Raw genomic sequence first — 19,012 nt, 5'->3', positions numbered from 1 at the left:
CCCGGCGGGTGCGTGCGTCCGCCGGGTGCCGGCCCCCACGTGACACGGGCCCCCGGTTCCGGGGCATGATGGCGGACGGCGCGGTCGACGGACGGCGCCCGCGTCCGCGCGCACGCACCCTGACGTCGACAGCCCGAGGAGCCCGCCCAGTGACCGTGACGACCGCGCCCGACCGCGACACCGCCGACTTCTGGTTCGACCCCGCGTGCCCGTGGGCGTGGATGACGTCGCGCTGGATGACCGAGGTGCAGCGGGTCCGCGACGTCGACGTCCGCTGGCACGTGATGAGCCTGTCCGTCCTCAACGAGGGCCGGGACCTCCCCGACGAGTACCGCGCGCTGATGGACGACTCCTGGGCGGCCGTGCGCGTGCTGACCGCCGCCAAGGAGCTCTACGGCGCCGAGCACCTCAAGCCGCTGTACGACGCGCTCGGCACCCGCCGGCACCCGGGCGGCCGCACGGACACCTGGGCGATCATCCGGGAGTCCCTGGACGAGGTCGGGCTGCCGCAGTCGCTCGTCGCGTACGGGGACACCGACGAGTTCGACGAGCAGCTGCGGGCCTCGCACGCCGAGGCGATCGCGCTGGTCGGCGACGAGGTCGGCACCCCGGTCGTCGCCGTCAACGGCACCGCCTTCTTCGGCCCCGTGATGACGCCGGCCCCGAAGGGCGAGGAGGCCGGCCGCCTCTGGGACGGCTTCGTCCTGATCACCGGCGTGCCCGGGTTCTACGAGCTCAAGCGCACCCGCACCAAGGGCCCCGTCTTCGACTGAGCGCCGGCCGCGCGCCCGCCCCCCGGGTGCGCGCCGCCCCCGCCCCACCCCCGGAGGTACGACATGGCAGCCCTCGCGAACCTGAGCCGCGGCGTCAAGATCTTCCTCGCCGTCGACGTCGTGCTCGTCCTCGGCCTGGTCGTCGCGGCGATCGTCGTGCTCGGCGGCGGATCCGGCGACGGCGGCACGACCGCGGACCCGTCGGCGCCCGCCTCGCAGGCCGCGTCCGGCGGTGCGACGGACGGCGCCGCGTCCGGCGCGACCAGCGACGTCGCGACGTCGTTCGCGTCCCCGACCGGCAACATCGCCTGCACCATGTCGCCCGACGGCGTGACCTGCACGATCGCGAACATCCAGTACGAGGTGCCCGCGTCCGAGGGCTGCACCGGCACCACCGGGCACACCGTGATGCTGAACGAGTCCGACGGCGTCACGACGCCCTGCGTCGAGGGACCGGCGCCCGCGCCCGCCTCGGCCGACACCCCGGTGCTCGAGTACGGGCAGACGCAGACCGTCGGGCCCTACACCTGCACCAGCGGGTCGAACGGCATGTCGTGCGTGGTGGACGAGACCGGGGCCGGGTTCCGGGTGGCGACCGCGGCGCTGACGACGCTGCCGTGACGGCCGGCCCGCTCGCGCGGGTCCGACGACGCGCCGCGGCGCCCGCCCCCGGGCCGGGGACGGGCGCCGCGGCCGTCCGTCACCAGATGCGCACGCGCTCCTCGGGCGCGAGGTACAGCCCGTCGCCCTCCTGCACGTCGAACGCGGTGTAGAACTCGTCCACGTTCCGCACCACCGCGTTGCAGCGGACCTCGTCCGGGGAGTGCGGGTCGACCGCGAGCCGGCGGATGATCTCCTCGTCGCGGCCCTTGGCCCGCCACACCTGCGCCCAGCCGAGCAGCACCCGCTGCACGCCGGTGAGGCCGTCGACCTCGGGCGCCTCGTCCAGCGGGCGGCCGAGCGCGATCCGGTAGGCCGTGAGCGCGATCGACAGGCCGCCGAGGTCGCCGATGTTCTCGCCGATCGTGAGGGCGCCGTTCACGTGGTGCGACCCGTGCAGCTGCGCGGGGGAGAAGGCGTTGTACTGCTCGATGAGCGCCGAGGTGCGCTTCTCGAACTCCGCGCGGTCCTGCTCGGTCCACCAGTCCTCGAGCCGGCCCTGGCCGTCGTACTTCGAGCCCTGGTCGTCGAAGCCGTGGCCGATCTCGTGCCCGATGACCGCGCCGATGCCGCCGTAGTTCACGGCGTCGTCCGCGTCGGCGTCGAAGAACGGCGGCTGCAGGATCGCCGCGGGGAAGACGATCTCGTTCATGCCGGGGTTGTAGTAGGCGTTGACCGTCTGCGGGGTCATGAACCACTCGTCGCGGTCGATCGGCCTCCCGATCTTGTTCAGCTCGTGGTCCTGCTCGAAGGCGGACGCGCGGCGGACGTTGCCCACCAGGTCGTCGGCGCGGAGCTCCAGGCCCGAGTAGTCGCGCCACTTGACCGGGTAGCCGATCTTCGGGGTGAACGCGTCGAGCTTCGCGAGCGCCTTCGCCTTGGTGTCCTCGCCCATCCAGTCGAGCGCGGTGATGGACTCGCGGTACGCCTCGACCAGGTGGCCGACGAGCACCTCCATCCGCTCCTTGTGCGCCGGGGGGAAGTGCCGGGCGACGTACACCTCGCCGACGGCCTCGCCGAGCACGCCCTGGACGAGCGAGACGCCGCGCTTCCACCGGTCCCGCAGCTCCTGGGCGCCGGTCAGCGTGCGGCCGTGGAAGTCGAAGTTCGCCTCGACGAGCTCGGAGGACAGGTACGGGGCCCGCGCGGTGATGGCGTGGTACGCCAGCCAGGCCTGCCAGTCCGCGACCGGCTCCGACGCCCACAGGCCGGCGAACGCGGTCGCGAACGACGGCTCGCGCACCACCAGCTCGTCGAGCGAGCCCTGCGGGGCGCCCAGCGCCCGGGACCACGCCTCCCAGTCGAAGCCGGGGGCCGTCGTGGCCAGCGCGGCGAGCGTGGTCGGGTTGTAGGTCAGGTCGGCGTCCCGGTCCTTCACGACGTCCCAGTGGCCCGCGGCGATCTTCGTCTCGAGCGCGACGACCCGGCCCGCGGCCTCGTCGGCCGCCGCCTCGTCCGCGACCCAGCCGCCGAGGCGCAGCATCCGCGCGACGTGCGGGCGGTAGGCCGCGAGCACGGACGCGTACTGCTCGTCGCGGTAGTACGACTCGTCGGGCAGGCCGAGGCCGGACTGGTACAGGTAGACGACGTACCGCTCGGGGTCCTTCGCGTCGTTGTCCACCCAGAACCCGGTGCCGGCCGCGGCGCCCGAGCGCTGCAGGGAGCCCAGCACGTCCGTGAGGTCCTCCCGGGTGGTCGCGGCGGCGATCGCCGACAGGTCGGGCCGCAGCGGCTCGGTGCCCGCGGCCTCGACGGCGTCGGTGTCCATGAACGACGCGTACAGCGCACCGATCTGCGCCTGCACCCCGGTGGCCTGAGCGGCCTCGCCCGCCTCGACGATGATGTCCCGGACCTGCTCCTCGGCCTGGTCGTGCAGCGCGCGGAACGAGCCGTCCATCGCCCGGTCGGCGGGGATCACGTGCTCGGCGACCCAGCGGCCGTTGACGTGCGCGTACAGGTCGTCCTGGGGACGGACGGCCGGGTCGAAGGCCGAGGTGTCGATGCCGCTGCGGGTCATGGTCGAGGGGGGTCCCTTCCGGTCGGGCAGGCGCGCGGGCACGCACCGGGAGCCAGCCTAGGTCGCGGGGGTGACGCAGCGCTGCCCCGGACCGCGGCGGCCGGGACGCGGACGCCCGCGACGCCGTGGCCGGGCGTGCGGCAGGATGGCCCCATGCGTATCCATGTCGCCGCTGACCACGCCGGGTTCGAGCTGAAGGTCGCGCTGGTCGAGCACCTGCGCGCCGCGGGGCACGACGTCGTCGACCACGGCGCCGCCGAGTACGACCCGCAGGACGACTACCCGGCCGTGTGCTTCGCCGCGGGCGAGGCCGTGGTCGCGGACCCCGGCAGCCTCGGCGTCGTCATCGGCGGGTCGGGCAACGGCGAGCAGATCGCCGCGAACAAGGTCACCGGCGTGCGCGCCGCGCTGGCGTGGAACACCGACACCGCGCGCCTCGGCCGGCAGCACAACGACGCGAACGTCGTGGCGATCGGCGCCCGGCAGCACTCGGTGGACGAGGCGCTGGAGCTGGTCGACGTCTTCGTGAACGAGCCGTTCAGCCAGGACCCGCGCCACCAGCGCCGGATCGACCAGCTCGCGGCGTACGAGGCCGCCCGCGCCTGACGCGCTGCGCGCGCGCCGCGCGCGCTGCGCGCTGCGCGCCGCGCCCGCCGAGTCTCCATCTCGCGTCTGTCCCGGACCACCGGGGCGCAGACGAGAAGCGGAGACTCGGCGGCTCTGCCGGTCAGAACACCCAGGGGCACACCGGGGCGACCGGCCAGCCGAAGGCGGTCGCCGCGCGGTGCAGCGCGTCCGGGCGCGCGGCCGTGACCTGGCCCGCCGCCGCGAGGGCCGCGAGGCTGCGCCCGCCCAGGTAGGCGGCGCCGAGCTCGCGGACGTCGAGCTCGAGGTCGGGCGCGACGGCCCCCGCCGGCTCGACGCGGGCGCCGTAGGTGCCGTCCGCCCCGGCCTCGCCGGTGACCAGCCGCCACGCGCCGTCGTTGCCGGGCAGCATCGCGTCCCGCACCCCGAGCACGACGTCGAGCGGCGCGGCGTACCGGCGGCCCGCCAGCGCGGCGGGCACGTCGAGCAGCCGGACCCACAGGTTGTCGCTGACCCGGGGGACCGGGCGCCGGGTGTCGACCAGCAGGGCGAGCAGGGGGTCGTCGACCGGCAGCATCCCGGTGGTGACCTTCGCGGTGAGGTCGAGGTCGAGCAGCACCGACCACAGCCGGTGCGCCGCCGCGGCGTCGACGGCCGCGGACAGCCGCACCTGCACGGGGTACTCCGCGCCGCCGTCGGCCCAGGTCTGGGTGCGACGCAGGATCGCGAACGCGCGTGGGCTGCCGTCAGGGGCGTGCACGGTGAGGAGCCGCGCCTGCTCCCCGCCGCTGCGCCACGCCGCCGGGTCGGCGACCGCGATCCGGCGCAGGGCGTCCGACCCGCGGCGGATCCAGCCGGGCCGGCCCCGCCCCGCCGCGGCGTACACGTCCTCGACGAGGCTCTCGTGCGCGGCCGGGTCGAGCGTGACGAACCGCACCGTCAGGTCGGCGGACCCGGGGACGCCCCGCAGCGCGGCGCCGCGCGGCATCGTCAGGCGGAGGTGGTCCGAGGCCGAGCCGTAGCCGAACCGGCCGTAGATCCCGGGCTCGGCGGCGAACAGCGCCGACACGGGCTCCCCGCGGCCGAGCGACCGGTCGAGGTGGGCCCGCATCATCGTGGACAGCAGGCCGCGGCGGCGGTGGTCCGGCCGCACGCCGACCCAGGTGAGCCCGGCGCACGCCACCGACCCACCGGGCGTGGGCAGCGTGAACGCGTAGGAGCCGTGCACGGCGACGATCTCGCCGTCCTCGGTCTCGACGGCCACCGCCCGGTCCAGGGGCACGGCGAACGGCACCTCGGCGTCGAGCGCCGGGTCGCGCGCGGGCTCGGCGAAGGCCATGCCGTCGACGGCCCGGTAGTCCTCGACGCGGTCGGCGGTGATCTCGAACAGGCGGTACCCGGTGGTGGTGGTGGTGGTGCTCATGCTCGCCATCCTGCTGGTCGCCGTCGCGACGGGTCACGCGATTTCGCGCACCGACCCTCCCGTCGCGGCACCTGGCCGCGCCCTCAGCCTGCTGGGTACCCTCGCGGCGTGACGACCCCGGGCCCCCCGACCTCGCCGGTGCCGCCCGGGCAGCCGGCCGCGCGGCGCCGCAGGGCCGCGAGCGCGCTGGACCGCGTGCGCGCCCTGCTGCGCCGGTACGGGGTCGGCTCGCAGCGGGCGCTGACCACGCTGCTCGTCGGGCTGACGCTCCTCGCGTCGGCCGGCATCGTCTGGGCCCGGCCGTGGGTGCCGCCGTCGACGTTCATCCTGATCGAGCTCCTGGGCGCGTTCCTGCTCCGGATGCGCGGCATGGTCGTGCTGTGCGCGGCGATCGTCGTGCAGTTCGTCGCGATCCCGCTCGCGGGCCTGGGGGAGTTCACCCCGGGCACGTACCTGCTCCAGGGCATCGCGATCGGGGCGCTGCTGGCGTTCGCGGCGCACCGCGAGCGGCTGGGCCTGCAGGGCGCGCCGGGCGAGCTGATGCTCGTCGACCTGCGGGACCGGCTCGCGGCCCACGGCGAGGTGCCGGCGCTGCCCGACGGCTGGCGCGTCCAGTCCGCGCTGCACGCGGCGCACCGCGAGGCGTTCTCGGGCGACTTCCTGGTCACGGCGCTGCGCGAGCAGGGCGCGGTGCTGGAGATCGCGCTGGTCGACGTGTCGGGCAAGGGGCAGGACGCGGGAGTGCGCTCACTGCAGCTGTCGGGGGCGCTCGCCGGGCTGATCGGCCAGCTGCCCGCGCCGTCGTTCCTGCCGGCCGCGAACGCCTACCTGCTCGGGCAGGACTGGGAGGAGGGCTTCGCGACGGCCGTGCACGTGAGCCTGGTCCTCGCGACCGGCGAGTACACCGTCGCGTCCGCGGGTCACCTGCCGCCGGTGCACCTGCACGCCGGCTCGGGGGCGGTCGAGCTGGTGGAGGTCCGGGGCGGCCCCGCGCTCGGCGTGCTCCCCGGCGCGGCCTTCCCGGCGGTCCGCGGCCGGATCGACCCCGGCGACTCCCTGCTGCTCTACACCGACGGCCTGGTGGAGACCCCCGGCGGCGACCTCGACCTCGGCATCGACCGGCTCCGCGGGGCCGCCGAGGGCGTGCTGTCGACCGGACGCGGCGGGGCGGACGACGTGCTCGTGCAGATCGGCGCGGGCGAGGGCGACGACCGCGCGCTCGTGCTGGTGCGGAGGGCCTGAGTGGACGAGGCGTACCTGGAGGCGGTGCTCGACGTCGTCGACGCCATCCCGGCGGGCCGGGCCATGACCTACGGGACGATCGCGGAGGTGGTGGCCGACCGGTTCGTCGCCGAGGGCCTGCCCGCGCGCGGCGGACCCCGCCAGGTCGGGCAGATCATGTCCCGCGGCGGCTCGGGGGTGCCGTGGTGGCGGGTGGTGAACGCCTCGGGCGCGCCCCCGGCGCACCACGCCCGCGCCGCGCTGGAGCACCTGCGCGCGGAGGGCACGCCGCTGTCGGCGGACGGCACCCGCGTGGCGCTCCGCCGCGCGATCTGGTTCCCGGACGACTGACCCCGGCGGGCCTGCCGCCCGCCCGCCGCCCGCCCCGCCACCCCTGTCGCCGAGGGAGGACCTCGCGTGCCCTCGGCGCGCGGGTCCTCCCTCGGCGGGCGGGGCGAGCGGGTCCGGGCTCAGTGCGCGGGGACCGCGGACGGGGCCGCCGGGGTGGCCGGGGCCTCCGCCTGCGCGCCGGCGTCCGCCTGGCCCGCCGCCGCGCGGGCCGCACGGTCGGCGCGGCGGCGGAACACCAGGGCCGCCATGACGGCGCCGCCGGCGAAGATCGCCGCCGACCACGCGTACGCGGTGTCGAAGCTGTGCAGCGCGGCCTCGGCCGCCACCTCGGGGGTCACCGGGGCGTGGTCGGCGAGGTACGCGGTCGCGGCGGTCGTGGCCAGCGTGTTCAGCAGCGCCGTGCCGATCGCGCCGCCGACCTGCTGGCTGGTCGACACGAGGGCCGACGCGGCGCCCGCGAGCCGCGGGGCGACGCCGAGCGTGGCCAGCTGGAACGACGCCGGCATGATCGACGCCATCCCCATGCCCATGAGGACCAGCCCGGGCAGCACGTGCGCGGCGTAGGTGCTGTCCACCTCGAGGCGGGTGAACGTGAGCATCGCGCCCGCGGCGAGCAGCATGCCGATCGGCACGAGCACCTTGGGCCCGAACCGGGGGATGAGCAGGTTCGACTGGATCTGCGCGGTGACGATGATCGACAGCACCATCGGCAGGAACGCGACGCCGGTCCGCATCGGGGTGTACCCGAGCGTCGACTGCAGGTAGTACGTGAGGAACAGGAACACGCCGAACATGCCCGACCCCGCGACCAGGATCGCGAGGAACGAGGCGCCGCGGTCGCGGTCCAGCACGACGTCGAGCGGCAGCACCGCGTTGGCGGCGGTGCGCTGCCGGATCACGAACGCGACGAGCAGCACGACGCTGGCGGCGAGCGGCCCCCAGGTGAGCGGCGAGTCCCAGCCCTGCGGCTCGGCCTGCGAGAAGCCGAACACGAGGGCGAACAGTCCCGCGGAGCCGAGCAGGACGCCCGGGACGTCGAGCCGGTGCCCGGCCGCCCCGCCGGCGCGGGGGAGCAGGACGACGCCCGCGACCAGGGCGACCACCGCGATCACGACGTTGACGTAGAGGTTCCAGCGCCAGTCGAAGTTCTCGGTGAGGTAGCCGCCGAGCAGCAGGCCGATGGCGCCGCCCATGCCGGCGATGGCGCCGAAGATGCCGAACGCGCGGGCGCGCTCCTTGGGGACGGTGAACGTGGTGGTCAGCACCGACAGCGCGGCCGGGGCGAGCACGGCGCCGAACACGCCCTGCAGCGCGCGGGCCGCGACCAGCAGCTCGAACGTGCCGGCGGCGCCGCCGAGGGCCGAGGACACGGCGAAGCCGACCAGGCCGATGAGGAACATGCGGCGGCGGCCGAACATGTCGGACAGCCGGCCGCCGAGCAGCAGCAGGCTGCCGAAGGCGAGGGCGTAGGCGGTGACGATCCACTGCCGGTCGTTGTCGCTGAAGCCGAGCTCCGCCTGGGCGGACGGCATGGCGATGTTCACGATCGTGGCGTCGAGGACGACCATCAGCTGCGCCAGCGCGACGGTGGCGAGCACGAGCCAGCGGCGCCCGGCGGGCGGCGTGGGTGCGGCGGACGAGGACATACGGGTGCTCCGGTCAGGACGACGGTGTGGGGGGATGGCACGACCGTAAACCAGGACCGGTGAGTTTCGAAACCCCCCAGTCTCGATTTGTTTCCCGTCGTCGCTGCGGGCATGATGGCCACGTCGAGAGGAGCCCGGATGACCGCGCGCGAGGACGTCGCGGACGTCGGCGCGCCCGCGACCGGGACCGCCACCGCGACCGCCGCCCGCCGGCCCGGCCGGCGCCGCGACGGGTCCAAGGACGAGGTCATCCTGCAGGCCGCCCGCGAGCTGCTGATCGAGCGCGGCTACGACGGCATGACGATGGACGCGGTCGCCGAGCGCGCCGGGGCGGGCAAGTCGACCGTCTACCGCCGCTGGTCGTCGAAGGTGCAGCTCACCGTCGACTGCCTGCTGTGCGCGAAGCAGATGACGATCGACGAGGTCCCCGACACCGGGTCGATCCGCGACGACCTGCTCAGCATCTTCGTGCGCGCCACCCGGATGAAGAGCGACGACCTCATGACGGGCCTGCTCACGGCGGTCCGCGAGGAGCCCGAGGTGCGTGCGGTGTTCCACGAGCAGTTCGTGGCGGGCCGGGTCCGGCTCGCGCGCGAGGTGCTCGAGCGGGCGCGGCTGCGGGGGGACACGGCGCCCGGGGTGGACCTCGACATGATCGCGGCGGTCGCCCCGGCGATGGTGCACTACCGCAAGGTCGTGGCGCACCGGCCGATGGACGCGGAGTTCGCGGAGCGCCTGATCGACACGATCATCCTGCCGCTGGCGACGGGCCGCCCGGCCGACGCGGTGGCGGGCGAGCAGGCCCTGCTCGCCGACGCGCGCTGACGCGCCGCCCCTGCCGCCGCCCGCGCCCCGCGCGCCCCGCGCGTCGCCGCCGGCGAGCTTGCACCTGATGCGGGGTTCACGGCTCAGGAACCCCGCATCAGGCGCAAGCTCGGCGGGAGGGTGCAGGAGGGGGGCGGGAGGGTGCGGGGGCGCGTCGCGGGCGGATACTGGTCCCATGGCGCAGACGCTGGACCCCACCGAGGTCACCGCGCTCCTCGCGGAGCGGCGGCGCGAGGCCCTGGCGCGGTTGGCCGGCACGGACGCCGAGCGGGAGGCGGTCGTCGCCGCCTCCCGGGAGACCGTCGCCGACGACGAGCACGACCCGGAGGGGTCGACGATCGCCTACGAGCGCCGGCTGCTCGACGCCCTGACGCACGACCAGCGGGATCGGCTGCGGGAGATCGACGAGGCGGAGCACCGGCTGGCCGCGGGCACGTACGGGACGTGCACGCGGTGCCACCGGCCGATCCCGGTCGAGCGGCTGCGCGCCGTGCCGACCGCCCGGACCTGCGTGGGGTGCGCCGGCCGCTGACGCGGCGCGGGCGGCGACCCGCCCGGCCCGACGGCGACCCGCCCGGCCCGACGGCGACCGACCCGGCCCGACGTCGACCGACCCGGCCCGGCGTCGACCGACCCGGCCTGGCGGCGACCGGCCCCGCCCCGCGCGCGGCGGCCGTCACCCCGCGCGCTCCAGGAGACCCCCGCCGCGGTGCGCGAGGATGGGCCGCATGTTCGCGCGCCCCGACGACCTGACCGCCATGGGCCTGGCCCTGACCGAGGCCGCGGGCTGCGCCGCGACCGGTGACGTCCCCGTGGGCGCGGTCGTCCTGGGGCCGGGTGGCGAGGTCGTCGGTGCGGGGCGCAACCGCCGGGAGGCCGATGCCGACCCGACCGCGCACGCCGAGGTGCTGGCCCTGCGGGCGGCCTCGGCGGCGCTCGGCCGGTGGCGGCTCGACGACTGCACCCTGGTGGTCACCCTCGAGCCGTGCCTGATGTGCGCGGGCGCGACCGTGCTGGCCCGGGTGCCGCGGCTGGTGCTCGGGGCGTGGGACCCGAAGGCGGGGGCGTGCGGGTCGCAGTGGGACGTCGTGCGGGACTCGCGGCTGAACCACCGGGTCGAGGTGGTCGGCGGGGTGCGCGAGGCGGAGTGCGGGGCCGTGCTCCGAGAGTTCTTCGCCCAGCACCGCGCCTGACCGGGGGACGACGGAGGGGCCCCGTCGCGGTCGGTACCGCGTCGGGGCCCCTCCTCGTGCGGGGTGGCGGGTCGATCAGCCGCCCGTGATGTTGTCGTACGCCCGCTGCGCCGCCGTCTGGGCGTCGGCCAGCGCCTCCTCGGGCGTCTTGTCGCCGAGCAGCGCCGCGGTGATGGCGTTGTTCAGCTCGTTCTGGATCTCCTGGCCGGCGGGCGAGGACCCGAAGGTCTTCCCGTAGTCCACGACGTCGTAGAAGGTCGAGATGACCTGGTCGAAGCCGGCGTCGCCGGTCTCGGTGACGTACTGGTCGCGGATCGCCTTGTCGGCCTCCGGCGAGCCGGTGAACAGGCCGGTGTTGATGCCGCCGTCGGTCGCGATCGTGTCGGCACGGGCCGCGCCGGCCGCCATCCACGCGTCCTGCGAGGTCAGGTTCAGCATCCAGGAGCAGGCGGCGTCCTTGTTCTGGGCGCCGGCCGGGATGACGAACGCCGTGCCCGAGGCGACGGAGAACGGGTTGCCGTCCTGGTCGCGGAACGGCACCGCCTCGATCTGGATCTGGCCGACGTAGGCGCCGAGGACGTTCGGGTACCACTGGGCGTTGACCTGCGCGCCGACCTGGTCGGCGACGTACTGGTTGTTGTCGCCGAAGGTGTCGAACGAGTCGGTGAAGGACTTCACCTTGGCGAAGCCGCCCTGGGCGTCGGTGATCTGCTTGAGCAGCTCGATGCCGGCGACGTTGGACGGGTCGTCGAGCGTGGGCTTGCCGTCGGCGTCGTTGAGCTGGCCGCCCTGGCCGAGGATCCACAGGCCGCCCTGGCCGGTCGCCTGCGGGTCGAAGCCGAGCGTGGTGGGGACGCCGCCGCTCTCCTTGTACATCTTCTCGACCGCCGCGACGAGGACGTCGGGCTGCGAGGTGTCGATCTGGTCCGCCGTGACGCCCGCGGCGTCCATGACGCGCTTGTTCAGGATGATGGCGGGCGGCTGGTAGAACTGCGGCACCGCCCAGACCTGGTCGCCGTACCGGACGTCGTCGACGACCGACGGGTAGTACTGCTGCTCCGGGTCGACGTCGTGGGCGCTGTAGCAGGCGTCCAGCGGCAGGATCAGGTCCTGGGCCGCGTACGTGGTCACGTACCGGCGGTCCATCTGCACGACGTCGGGGACGTCGCCGGAGGCGAGCCGGGTGGTGAACTTCTGCGAGTCGAACGCGGTGGCGTCGAGCTCGATGTCGACGTCGGGCAGCTGCTCGGCGGCGTAGTCGAGGCGTGACTGGCCGACGTCGTCGGCGTTCTCGAAGCCCCAGGCGTTGAGCGAGCCCGAGGCCTCGGTGCTGAAGTCCGTCGGCTCGCCGGACCCCTCGTCACCACCTCCGCCCGAGCTGCAGGCGGCCAGGGCCAGTGCGGCGACCGGCAGCAGGGCGATCGCGGCGCGGCGACTCTTCCTCATGAACGTCTTCCCTTCCTCGGCCGGCGGGGCGGCGTCGTCGCCGGCCCGCGGGAGAGCCCTCGGCAGCAGTGCCGAGGATCTGAAAACCTTCCCACATCGGACGGTAGTTCAGGGCCTTCGGCTGAGACAAGCCCCTCGGGATCACGGTGTGATCACGCCTGTCGAACGCCTAGTTGCCCTGGACCGACGGCCTGCCGTGTGACTAGGCTCATATGGTAACGATGCCACAAAGTGAGGACCCGAGGATGTCGTCCACACCCGACGAGACGCGCACCGACGAGTCGCCGGAGCCCGCGGGCCCGCGCCCCGGCGGCCCGCTGCTGGACCGCCCGATCCGGCAGGTCCTCCTGGTGGGGCACACCCACCACGACGTGGGCTACACCAACAGCCCGCGCCTGATCGACGACCTGCACGCGGCGACCGTACGGCGGGTGCTCGACCTGTGCGACACGAACGACGGGGACGGCCCGGACGCGTTCCGCTGGACGTTCGAGGTGGCCCGCCCGGTGCTGCGGTTCCTCGACGACGCCGCACCCGCGGACGTCGAGCGGCTGCGCCGGCGGGTGGCCGAGGGGCGCCTCGCGGTCACCGGCGGCTACCTCAACATGACGCAGCTGCTCGGCGACGCGGAGCTCGACGCGGCCTACGGCGCCCTGGGCCGGCTGCGCGCGGCCGGCGTGCCCGTGCGCACCGAGCAGCACGGCGACGTCAACGGCATCGCGTGGGGGACGGTCGACGCCATGCGGCGCGCCGGGGCCGACCGGCTCGTCATGGCCCTGAACCCCGACCACGGCCGCGCGCCCTACCCGCAGCCGACCGGGTTCTGGTGGCAGGGGCCCGCCGGCGGGCGCGTGTTCGTGTGGCTGTCGACCCACTACGGCGTGGGTGAGGAGTGGGGGATCGTCGACGGGGACGTCGAGGCCGCCGAGGCGCACGTCGCCGACTTCGTCGCGGCGCTGGAGAAGCGCGACGACTACCCGTACGACACGGCGGTCGTGCACGCGGCCAACGACAACCGGTGGCCGACCGCGCTGTTCCTCGAGGTGGTGCGGCACTGGAACGCGCGGCACCCCGAGCAGCCGATGCGCACCGCCACGATCGACGAGGCGCTCGACGTGCTGCGCCCGCAGGCCGAGGCCGCCGAGGTGCCGGTCGCCCGCGGCGAGTGGTCGGACTGGTGGGCGCACGGCCACGGCTCGACCGCCCGGGAGGTCGCCGTCTACCGGGAGGCCCGGTCGTTCGCCCGGGCCGCGCAGACCACGCTCGGGCTGACCCGGCTGCGCGGGGACGGGGCGCCGGCGCTCGCGGACGTCATGGGCTACCGGCGCGGTCCGGTCCGGCTGCGGTCCGACGCCGAGGTGGCGCGGGACCTGGACCGGGTGGACGCGGAGCTGCTGCTGTTCGCGGAGCACACCTGGGGGTCGTGGGAGACGTACTCCAAGCCCTACTCGTCGTTCAGCCACGCGCACTGGAACGCCAAGGCCGGGTTCGCGTACGGGGCGTTCGACCTCGCGCGGGACCTGGCGGTCGAGGGGCTGTTCCGGGTGGTGGCGAGCGGGGGCGAGGCGGGCGGCGTGCCGGGCGGGACGGCCGGGACCGACGCGACCCGGGTCGTCGTGGTCAACCCCACCGAGCGGGCGCGCACCGAGCCCGTCGACGTCGAGGTGCACGGCCGCACCCGCGCCCGGACCGTCGCCACCGTGCCGGCGTTCGGCGTGACGACGGTCCCGTTGCCCGCGCCGGCCGGTGCCGCCCGTGCCGCGCGGGAGATCGCGTGCGGCGCGTACCGGGCCGTCGTCGACCCCGCGCGCGGCGGCGTGGTGTCGCTCGTGCACCTGCCGTCGGGGCGCGAGCTGGTCGACGCGGACGCGGCGGGCCACGGGCTCGGGGCGGTCGTCACCGAGACGGTCGTCCCCGGGAGCGAGCACCCGATGGTCGTCCGCGACCCCAAGGACTTCCACCCCGACTTCCCCGGGCCCGACTTCGACCGGCGGCCCGCGGCCGGCACCGAGGAGCCGCTCGTGACGGAGGGGGAGTCGTGGGCGCGGATCGCGTGGTGGACCACCCCGCCGGGCCTGCCGCCGGCGACGACCACCCTGACCCTGTACCGGGACCTGGACGTCGTGGACCTCGAGGTCGCCCTGGTGAAGCCGGAGGCCTTCGGCCCGGAGAGCATCCACGTGGCGTTCCCGTTCCGGGTCGAGGACCCCGAGTTCCTGCTCGAGACCGCGGGCGCGGTGTACGCCGCCGAGAGCGAGCAGCTGCCCGACACGTCGAAGGACTGGTACTCCGTCCAGCACGCGGTCGGGGTGCACCGACCCGGCTCGGGCGGCGGGGTGCTGTGGGGATCGGTCGACGCGCCGCTCGTGCAGCTCGGCGGCCTGCACACCGGCGAGTGGGCCCGGACGCTGCACGCCCCGACCGGGTACCTGTCGTCCTGGCTGATGAACAACCTGCACTTCACCAACTTCCAGGCCCGGCAGGAGGGCACCCGCGCGTACCGGTACCGGTTCGCCGCGGTCGACGGGCCGGTGACCCGGGAGCGGGTGCGGGTGTTCGGCCGCGACCTGGCGGAGCCGCTGCAGGCGCGGGCGTACGACGGCCCGGTGACGGTCGACGGCGGGCTGGGGCTGCGGGTGTCGCCGGCGGACCGGGTGCTCGCCGAGGTGCGGCCGATGCCGGACGGGACCGTGCGGGTGCGGCTGCGGAACGTCGGGGCCGAGCCGGTCGACGCCGAGGTGGCGTGGGACGGCCCGGGGCGCGTGCGCGTCGCCGGCGACGGCCGGGTGCCGCTGGGGCCGCACGGGGTGGGCGAGGTCCTGCTCCGCCGCGAGCCCTGACGCCGCCCCCGCGGACGTGACGAGGGCGCCACCCGAACCGGGTGGCGCCCTCGTCGCGCTGCCGTCAGACCGCGTCGTCCGCCGACGGTGCCTCGGCCGGCCGCGGGCGGCCCGTCGCGTCCGGGGCGGAGGCCTCCGTCGCGGTCAGCGCGTCGGTGGCCGCGTGGTCGTCCGCCGGAGACCCGCCGGGGTCGCCCGCCGGCTCGGCCCCGCCCGCCGGCGCCCCACCCGCCCGCGCTGGCGCGTCCACCCGGACGTCGCCCCCCGCGTCGGCCAGCGGCCGCTCCACCAGGTCGACCTCCACCACCGGCGCGTCCGGGTCGGCCGGCACCCGGAACGTGCGCAGCTGGAACGCCCCGAACTCCGCCTCGATCGTCCGCCCCACCACGGGCAGCTCGATCCGGGCGGTGCCCGGCTCGCCGCGGGTCTCGACGGCCCGCACGACCAGGTCGGCCCCGCCGGGCGCGTCGACGGCGTCCTCGGAGCCCTTGAGCGCCGTGATCGACACCGCCCCGCCGCCGTCGGACGCGAACGACCCGGCGTCCGGCAGCGACCCCGCGTGGAACGACTCGAGCATCGCCCGCACCGGCGACCCGAGCAGCGCGGCCCGGCGGCCGGGGTCGGCGGCGTGCCGGTCGCCGGCGTGGGCGACGAGCTCGTAGGAGAACCGCTGGACGCCCTGGTCCTGGTAGGCGTGCACGTCGTCGCCGTCGAGCAGCCGGGGGTCGTGCCAGGCGTACACCGGGCTGCGCACGGCGGTGACCCCGATGCTCGGCTCCGCGCCCGGCGACACGTCGTACCCGTGCTTGTTCGTGGTGACGAGCGTCAGGCCCGCCGGTCGGCCGTCGAGCGTGCCCGTGAGGTCGACCCAGCCCTGGCCGGGCTCCTCCGCGCCGTCGACGGGCCGCTCGAGCTCGGCGTAGGGGATCTGGTAGGTCGCCCGCGGGTCGGTGAGCGCGGTGGGGAACCGGAGCTTGAGCAGGTGCGCCCGCTCGCGCCAGTCCAGGGTGACGTCGACGCGCAGCACGGCCGAGTCGTGGTCCAGCAGCAGCTCCTCGGTCATCGTCGAGGCGCCCCACTCCCGCTCGACCCGCACGCGGGCGCGCAGCGGGCCGGACTCCCGGACGACGACCCGGGCGAGCTTCATGCTGTCGCCCGCCCAGGCGTAGGACACGACGCGGTGGCCCCAGGTGTCGGTCGGGTCGTCGCACACCTGGGTGTGCTGGGCGCCGTCGACCCCGCGGAGCACGTCCAGCCCGGTGCGCTTGTCGAGGTAGGAGCGGATCCAGCCGGTCGCCGGGTCGAGCTCGATGCGGACCAGGTCGTTCTCCAGCACCGTCTCGCTCACCGACAGCGGGCCGGGCGCGCCGGCGCTCCACTCCGGGACCCGCGGCTCGGCCGCCAGGCGCACCCGGTAGAGGCGGTAGCCCAGCGCGGGCACCTCGGCGCGGAACACCAGGGCACCGCGGCCGGTCTGGTTGGTGGCCGCGCGGGACTGGGTCGGCTGGGAGACGACCGTGCGCCCGTCGCCGTCGCCGTCGACCACGTGCACGGCGCCGGGGTGCGAGCCGTAGTGCAGCTCCACGTCGGTCGACACCGGCCACGGGTGCGGGTTGAACACCAGCACCGGCTGCGTGGCGGTGTCGAGCGGGATGTCGACCTGCCGGGCGATCGTGCTGTGCGCCCGGACGATGATCCGCTTGGCGATCGCGACGGCCTCGCCGAGCTGGTCGCGGGCGTCGTCGTAGGCGTGCTCGATCGCGGAGCCCGGGAGCACGTCGTGGAACTGGTTGAACAGCACCTGCTTCCACGCGCGCTCCAGGTCCTCGCGCGGGTAGGGGGTGGCGTCGTGCACGGCCGTGACGGCGGCCCAGCGCTCGGCGGACAGCAGGGCGTACTGCGCGCGCCGCTGCCAGGCCTTGATGCCGGAGTGCGCGGAGTAGCAGCCGGGCGCGTGGTGCTGCAGGTCGTCGGTCCAGGTGGTCAGGCCGTCGAGGAACGCCTCGCCGCGGGCCTGGACACCGTCCAGGTACTCGCGCGGGGAGGACATCCGCAGCCGGCCGAACGAGCCCATCCGGTCGTAGCGGTGGATCGACTCGATGTTGGCGATCGTGGGGCCGCCGCCGTGGTTGCCGACCCCGTACAGCACCATGACGTCGCCGAGCGACCGGTCCAGGGCGCCGAGCGCCTTGTCGACCTGGCCGTCGACGGAGCCGGCGGGGGAGCAGTACTCGAACGGGATGCGGTAGGCCAGCACGCGGCTGCCGTCGGGCGCCTGCCAGTGGAACAGGGTCTCGTCCAGCTCGCTCTCGTGCGGGCCGGGACGCAGGAACAGGTACGAGTCGAGGCCGTGGCCGCGCAGCACCGTCGGCAGGCTCGCGCTGTGCCCGAAGGGGTCGGCGTTCATCCCGACCGTGGCGGGCTTCCCGAACCGCGAGATCAGGTACCGCTGGCCGTACAGCCCCTGCCGGGCGAAGGACTCGCCCATCGGCATGTTGCAGTCCGGCTCGACCCACCAGCCGCCGACGTTGACCCACCGGCCCTCGGCGACCCGCTCGGTGATGCGGGCGAACAGCTCGGGGTCCTGCTCCTCGACCCAGGACAGCAGCACCATCTGGTCGCAGGTGAACACGAAGTCCGGGTACTCGTCCATCCGGTGGATCGCGGACCAGAACGTCGCGCGCGCCTCCTGGTAGCCCTCCTGCCACGGCCAGAGCCAGACGGGGTCGATGTGCGAGTTCCCGATCATGTGGATGGTCCGGTCCGGCGTCGCGTGCGGGCGGGGGGTCGGCGGCAGGTCCCGGGGCTGGGCGCCCGCCGGTGCGTTGGACAGGGGCGCGCCCGTGGTCTGGCGTGGCCGGCTCATCGTGCTCCTCGTGCGTCGTCGCGCGGGTGGTCGGTGTCGATCGTACTCTGCAATCGATCCCATATCGAGGTGCGTGACCGGGGCGGCGGTCGGCCGTCGCGGGATCGCTGTGTCCGCTGTCGCACACATGTGTGGAGATTGACAACCCCACGAGCCCGCTGGTGGGCTGGGCCGCATGCCGAGTCGACGACGACCGCACGAGCCCGCCCGCGCGTCCGCCGTCGGAGGTGACGCCGGGCGCGCCGGGCGCCTGTCCGCCGGGGTGGTCGAGGGGTTCTACGGCCCGCCGTGGCGGCACGACGAGCGGCTCGCCCTGCTCGACGCCGCCCCCGCGCTCGGTCTCGACACCTACCTCTACGCGCCCAAGGACGACCCGTGGCACCGGGAGCGGTGGCGCGAGCCGTACCCCGCCGCCGAGCTCGCGCGGCTGGGCGAGCTCGCGGACCGGGCCGCCGCCGCGGGGGTGGCGTTCGTCTGGTCGGTCGCCCCCGGCCTGTCGATGCGGTACTCCGACGACGCCGAGCACGCGGCGCTCGCTGCCAAGGCCGAGCAGGTGCGCGCCGCCGGGGTCCGGGACGTGTGGCTGCTGTTCGACGACGTGCCGTACGACCTGCCGCACCCCGAGGACGTCGCCGCCTACGGCGCGGGCCAGGCCGGCAGCGGGCGCGCGCACGGCGAGGCGGCCGCCCGGTTCCGGGAGGCGTTCCTGCTGCCGCACGGGCTCACCGCCCCGATGACCGTGTGCCCGACCGACTACGCCGGCTGCGGGCGCTCGCCGTACCGCGACGCGCTCGCCGGGACCCTGCCCGCGGACGCCCGCGTGCTGTGGACCGGCCGGGACATCGTCGTCGGGGAGGTCACCCGGGAGGACGTGCAGGCCGCGGCCGCGGCGTTCGGGCGGCGGATCGTGCTGTGGGACAACTACCCGGTCAACGACTTCGACCGGACCCGGCTGTTCCTCGGGCCGCTCACCGGCCGGCCGGACGACGTCGACGGGCTGCCGCTGGACGGCGTCGTCGCCAACGCGATGATCGAGGCGCTGCCGTCCCGGCTGCCGCTCGCGACCGTCGGCGCCTGGGCCCGGGACCCGGCGGCGTACGACCCGGCGCGGGCGGCGGCCGACGCGCTGGCGGCCGTGGCGGGGCCGCGGTCGGCGGTCGTCGGGC

Annotated in this window: 15 protein-coding genes; 10 read left to right on the top strand and 5 right to left on the bottom strand. The window is 75.4% G+C overall.

Features of this window, described 5'->3' with window-relative positions:
* Positions 1 to 149 precede the first annotated feature (149 nt).
* Together FA014_RS06305 and FA014_RS06300 are read left to right on the top strand one after the other, a co-directional pair.
* Positions 150 to 773, top strand: coding sequence for a mycothiol-dependent nitroreductase Rv2466c family protein (locus FA014_RS06305; protein ID WP_328288177.1), 624 nt, complete (start codon positions 150 to 152; stop codon positions 771 to 773).
* A 63-nt stretch (positions 774 to 836) separates the two neighbouring features.
* On the top strand, positions 837 to 1,394 hold the full coding sequence (locus tag FA014_RS06300) for a hypothetical protein (RefSeq protein ID WP_154728847.1): 558 nt from the start codon (positions 837 to 839) through the stop codon (positions 1,392 to 1,394).
* 79 nt (positions 1,395 to 1,473) lie between these two features.
* Here FA014_RS06300 and FA014_RS06295 read toward each other — a convergent pair whose 3' ends face one another.
* Entirely contained in the window at positions 1,474 to 3,450 is a 1,977-nt protein-coding gene (locus FA014_RS06295; RefSeq protein ID WP_154728846.1) for a M13 family metallopeptidase, read from the bottom strand.
* A 153-nt stretch (positions 3,451 to 3,603) separates the two neighbouring features.
* On the opposite strand from FA014_RS06295, the gene FA014_RS06290 reads away from it, so the two are divergent.
* Positions 3,604 to 4,056 carry a ribose-5-phosphate isomerase gene (locus FA014_RS06290; protein ID WP_147796174.1) on the top strand — a complete coding sequence of 151 codons (453 nt, stop codon included), beginning with the start codon at positions 3,604 to 3,606 and terminating at the stop codon, positions 4,054 to 4,056.
* Positions 4,057 to 4,177: 121 nt separating this feature from the next.
* Here FA014_RS06290 and FA014_RS06285 read toward each other — a convergent pair whose 3' ends face one another.
* Entirely contained in the window at positions 4,178 to 5,458 is a 1,281-nt protein-coding gene (locus FA014_RS06285) for a GNAT family N-acetyltransferase (RefSeq protein ID WP_154728845.1), read from the bottom strand.
* A gap of 108 nt (positions 5,459 to 5,566) precedes the next feature.
* On the opposite strand from FA014_RS06285, the gene FA014_RS06280 reads away from it, so the two are divergent.
* Both FA014_RS06280 and FA014_RS06275 read left to right on the top strand, forming a co-directional pair.
* On the top strand, positions 5,567 to 6,700 hold the full coding sequence (locus FA014_RS06280) for a PP2C family protein-serine/threonine phosphatase (protein WP_230322917.1): 1,134 nt from the start codon (positions 5,567 to 5,569) through the stop codon (positions 6,698 to 6,700).
* Positions 6,701 to 7,030, top strand: a complete 330-nt coding sequence (locus FA014_RS06275; protein ID WP_154728844.1) for an MGMT family protein — start codon at positions 6,701 to 6,703, stop codon at positions 7,028 to 7,030.
* Between the two features lie 119 nt (positions 7,031 to 7,149).
* On the opposite strand, the gene FA014_RS06270 is transcribed toward FA014_RS06275, so the two are convergent.
* The gene (locus FA014_RS06270) at positions 7,150 to 8,676 is read right to left on the bottom strand and encodes an MFS transporter (RefSeq protein ID WP_154728843.1); all 1,527 of its coding nucleotides are present in this window, start codon (positions 8,674 to 8,676) and stop codon (positions 7,150 to 7,152) included.
* Between the two features lie 138 nt (positions 8,677 to 8,814).
* Between FA014_RS06270 and FA014_RS06265 the strand changes: the two genes are divergently transcribed.
* The 3 genes from FA014_RS06265 to FA014_RS06255 all read left to right on the top strand — a co-directional run bounded on the left by FA014_RS06265 (position 8,815) and on the right by FA014_RS06255 (position 10,694).
* Positions 8,815 to 9,501: a TetR/AcrR family transcriptional regulator gene (locus FA014_RS06265; RefSeq protein ID WP_195969181.1), complete on the top strand. Its 687-nt coding sequence runs from the start codon at positions 8,815 to 8,817 to the stop codon at positions 9,499 to 9,501.
* 175 nt (positions 9,502 to 9,676) lie between these two features.
* Entirely contained in the window at positions 9,677 to 10,033 is a 357-nt protein-coding gene (locus FA014_RS06260; RefSeq protein WP_154728841.1) for a TraR/DksA family transcriptional regulator, read from the top strand.
* A 187-nt stretch (positions 10,034 to 10,220) separates the two neighbouring features.
* A complete protein-coding gene (locus tag FA014_RS06255) occupies positions 10,221 to 10,694 on the top strand; it encodes a nucleoside deaminase (protein ID WP_419178374.1) in 474 nt (157 codons plus the stop codon).
* 75 nt (positions 10,695 to 10,769) lie between these two features.
* On the opposite strand, the gene FA014_RS06250 is transcribed toward FA014_RS06255, so the two are convergent.
* Complete coding sequence (locus tag FA014_RS06250) at positions 10,770 to 12,140, bottom strand: sugar ABC transporter substrate-binding protein (RefSeq protein ID WP_154728840.1); 1,371 nt, start codon at positions 12,138 to 12,140, stop codon at positions 10,770 to 10,772.
* A 245-nt stretch (positions 12,141 to 12,385) separates the two neighbouring features.
* Here FA014_RS06250 and FA014_RS06245 point away from each other — a divergent pair, with 245 nt between their 5' ends.
* The gene (locus tag FA014_RS06245) at positions 12,386 to 14,980 is read left to right on the top strand and encodes a hypothetical protein (protein WP_154728839.1); all 2,595 of its coding nucleotides are present in this window, start codon (positions 12,386 to 12,388) and stop codon (positions 14,978 to 14,980) included.
* A gap of 64 nt (positions 14,981 to 15,044) precedes the next feature.
* Here the strand turns inward: FA014_RS06245 and FA014_RS06240 are convergent, their stop codons facing one another.
* Positions 15,045 to 17,846: an alpha-mannosidase gene (locus FA014_RS06240; RefSeq protein ID WP_230322915.1), complete on the bottom strand. Its 2,802-nt coding sequence runs from the start codon at positions 17,844 to 17,846 to the stop codon at positions 15,045 to 15,047.
* A 175-nt stretch (positions 17,847 to 18,021) separates the two neighbouring features.
* Between FA014_RS06240 and FA014_RS06235 the strand changes: the two genes are divergently transcribed.
* Positions 18,022 to 19,012: beta-N-acetylglucosaminidase domain-containing protein (locus FA014_RS06235; protein ID WP_195969180.1), on the top strand; the 991-nt coding region annotated here is incomplete at its 3' end.

Source organism: Cellulomonas hominis (genome assembly GCF_005239125.1).
Lineage (GTDB): Bacteria > Actinomycetota > Actinomycetes > Actinomycetales > Cellulomonadaceae > Cellulomonas > Cellulomonas hominis_A.
This window is presented reverse-complemented; position numbering and strand designations above follow the sequence as displayed.

What these genes read in the sequence shown, in the direction of transcription:
- FA014_RS06300 (WP_154728847.1), top strand. Translation starts at nt 837, where the DNA reads ATGGCAGCCCTCGCGAACCTGAGCCGCGGCGTCAAGATCTTCCTCGCC.
- FA014_RS06295 (WP_154728846.1), bottom strand. Translation starts at nt 3,450, where the DNA reads ATGACCCGCAGCGGCATCGACACCTCGGCCTTCGACCCGGCCGTCCGT.
- FA014_RS06290 (WP_147796174.1), top strand. Translation starts at nt 3,604, where the DNA reads ATGCGTATCCATGTCGCCGCTGACCACGCCGGGTTCGAGCTGAAGGTC.
- FA014_RS06285 (WP_154728845.1), bottom strand. Translation starts at nt 5,458, where the DNA reads ATGAGCACCACCACCACCACCACCGGGTACCGCCTGTTCGAGATCACC.
- FA014_RS06270 (WP_154728843.1), bottom strand. Translation starts at nt 8,676, where the DNA reads ATGTCCTCGTCCGCCGCACCCACGCCGCCCGCCGGGCGCCGCTGGCTC.
- FA014_RS06265 (WP_195969181.1), top strand. Translation starts at nt 8,815, where the DNA reads ATGACCGCGCGCGAGGACGTCGCGGACGTCGGCGCGCCCGCGACCGGG.
- FA014_RS06260 (WP_154728841.1), top strand. Translation starts at nt 9,677, where the DNA reads ATGGCGCAGACGCTGGACCCCACCGAGGTCACCGCGCTCCTCGCGGAG.
- FA014_RS06255 (WP_419178374.1), top strand. Translation starts at nt 10,221, where the DNA reads ATGGGCCGCATGTTCGCGCGCCCCGACGACCTGACCGCCATGGGCCTG.
- FA014_RS06250 (WP_154728840.1), bottom strand. Translation starts at nt 12,140, where the DNA reads ATGAGGAAGAGTCGCCGCGCCGCGATCGCCCTGCTGCCGGTCGCCGCA.
- FA014_RS06245 (WP_154728839.1), top strand. Translation starts at nt 12,386, where the DNA reads ATGTCGTCCACACCCGACGAGACGCGCACCGACGAGTCGCCGGAGCCC.
- FA014_RS06240 (WP_230322915.1), bottom strand. Translation starts at nt 17,846, where the DNA reads ATGAGCCGGCCACGCCAGACCACGGGCGCGCCCCTGTCCAACGCACCG.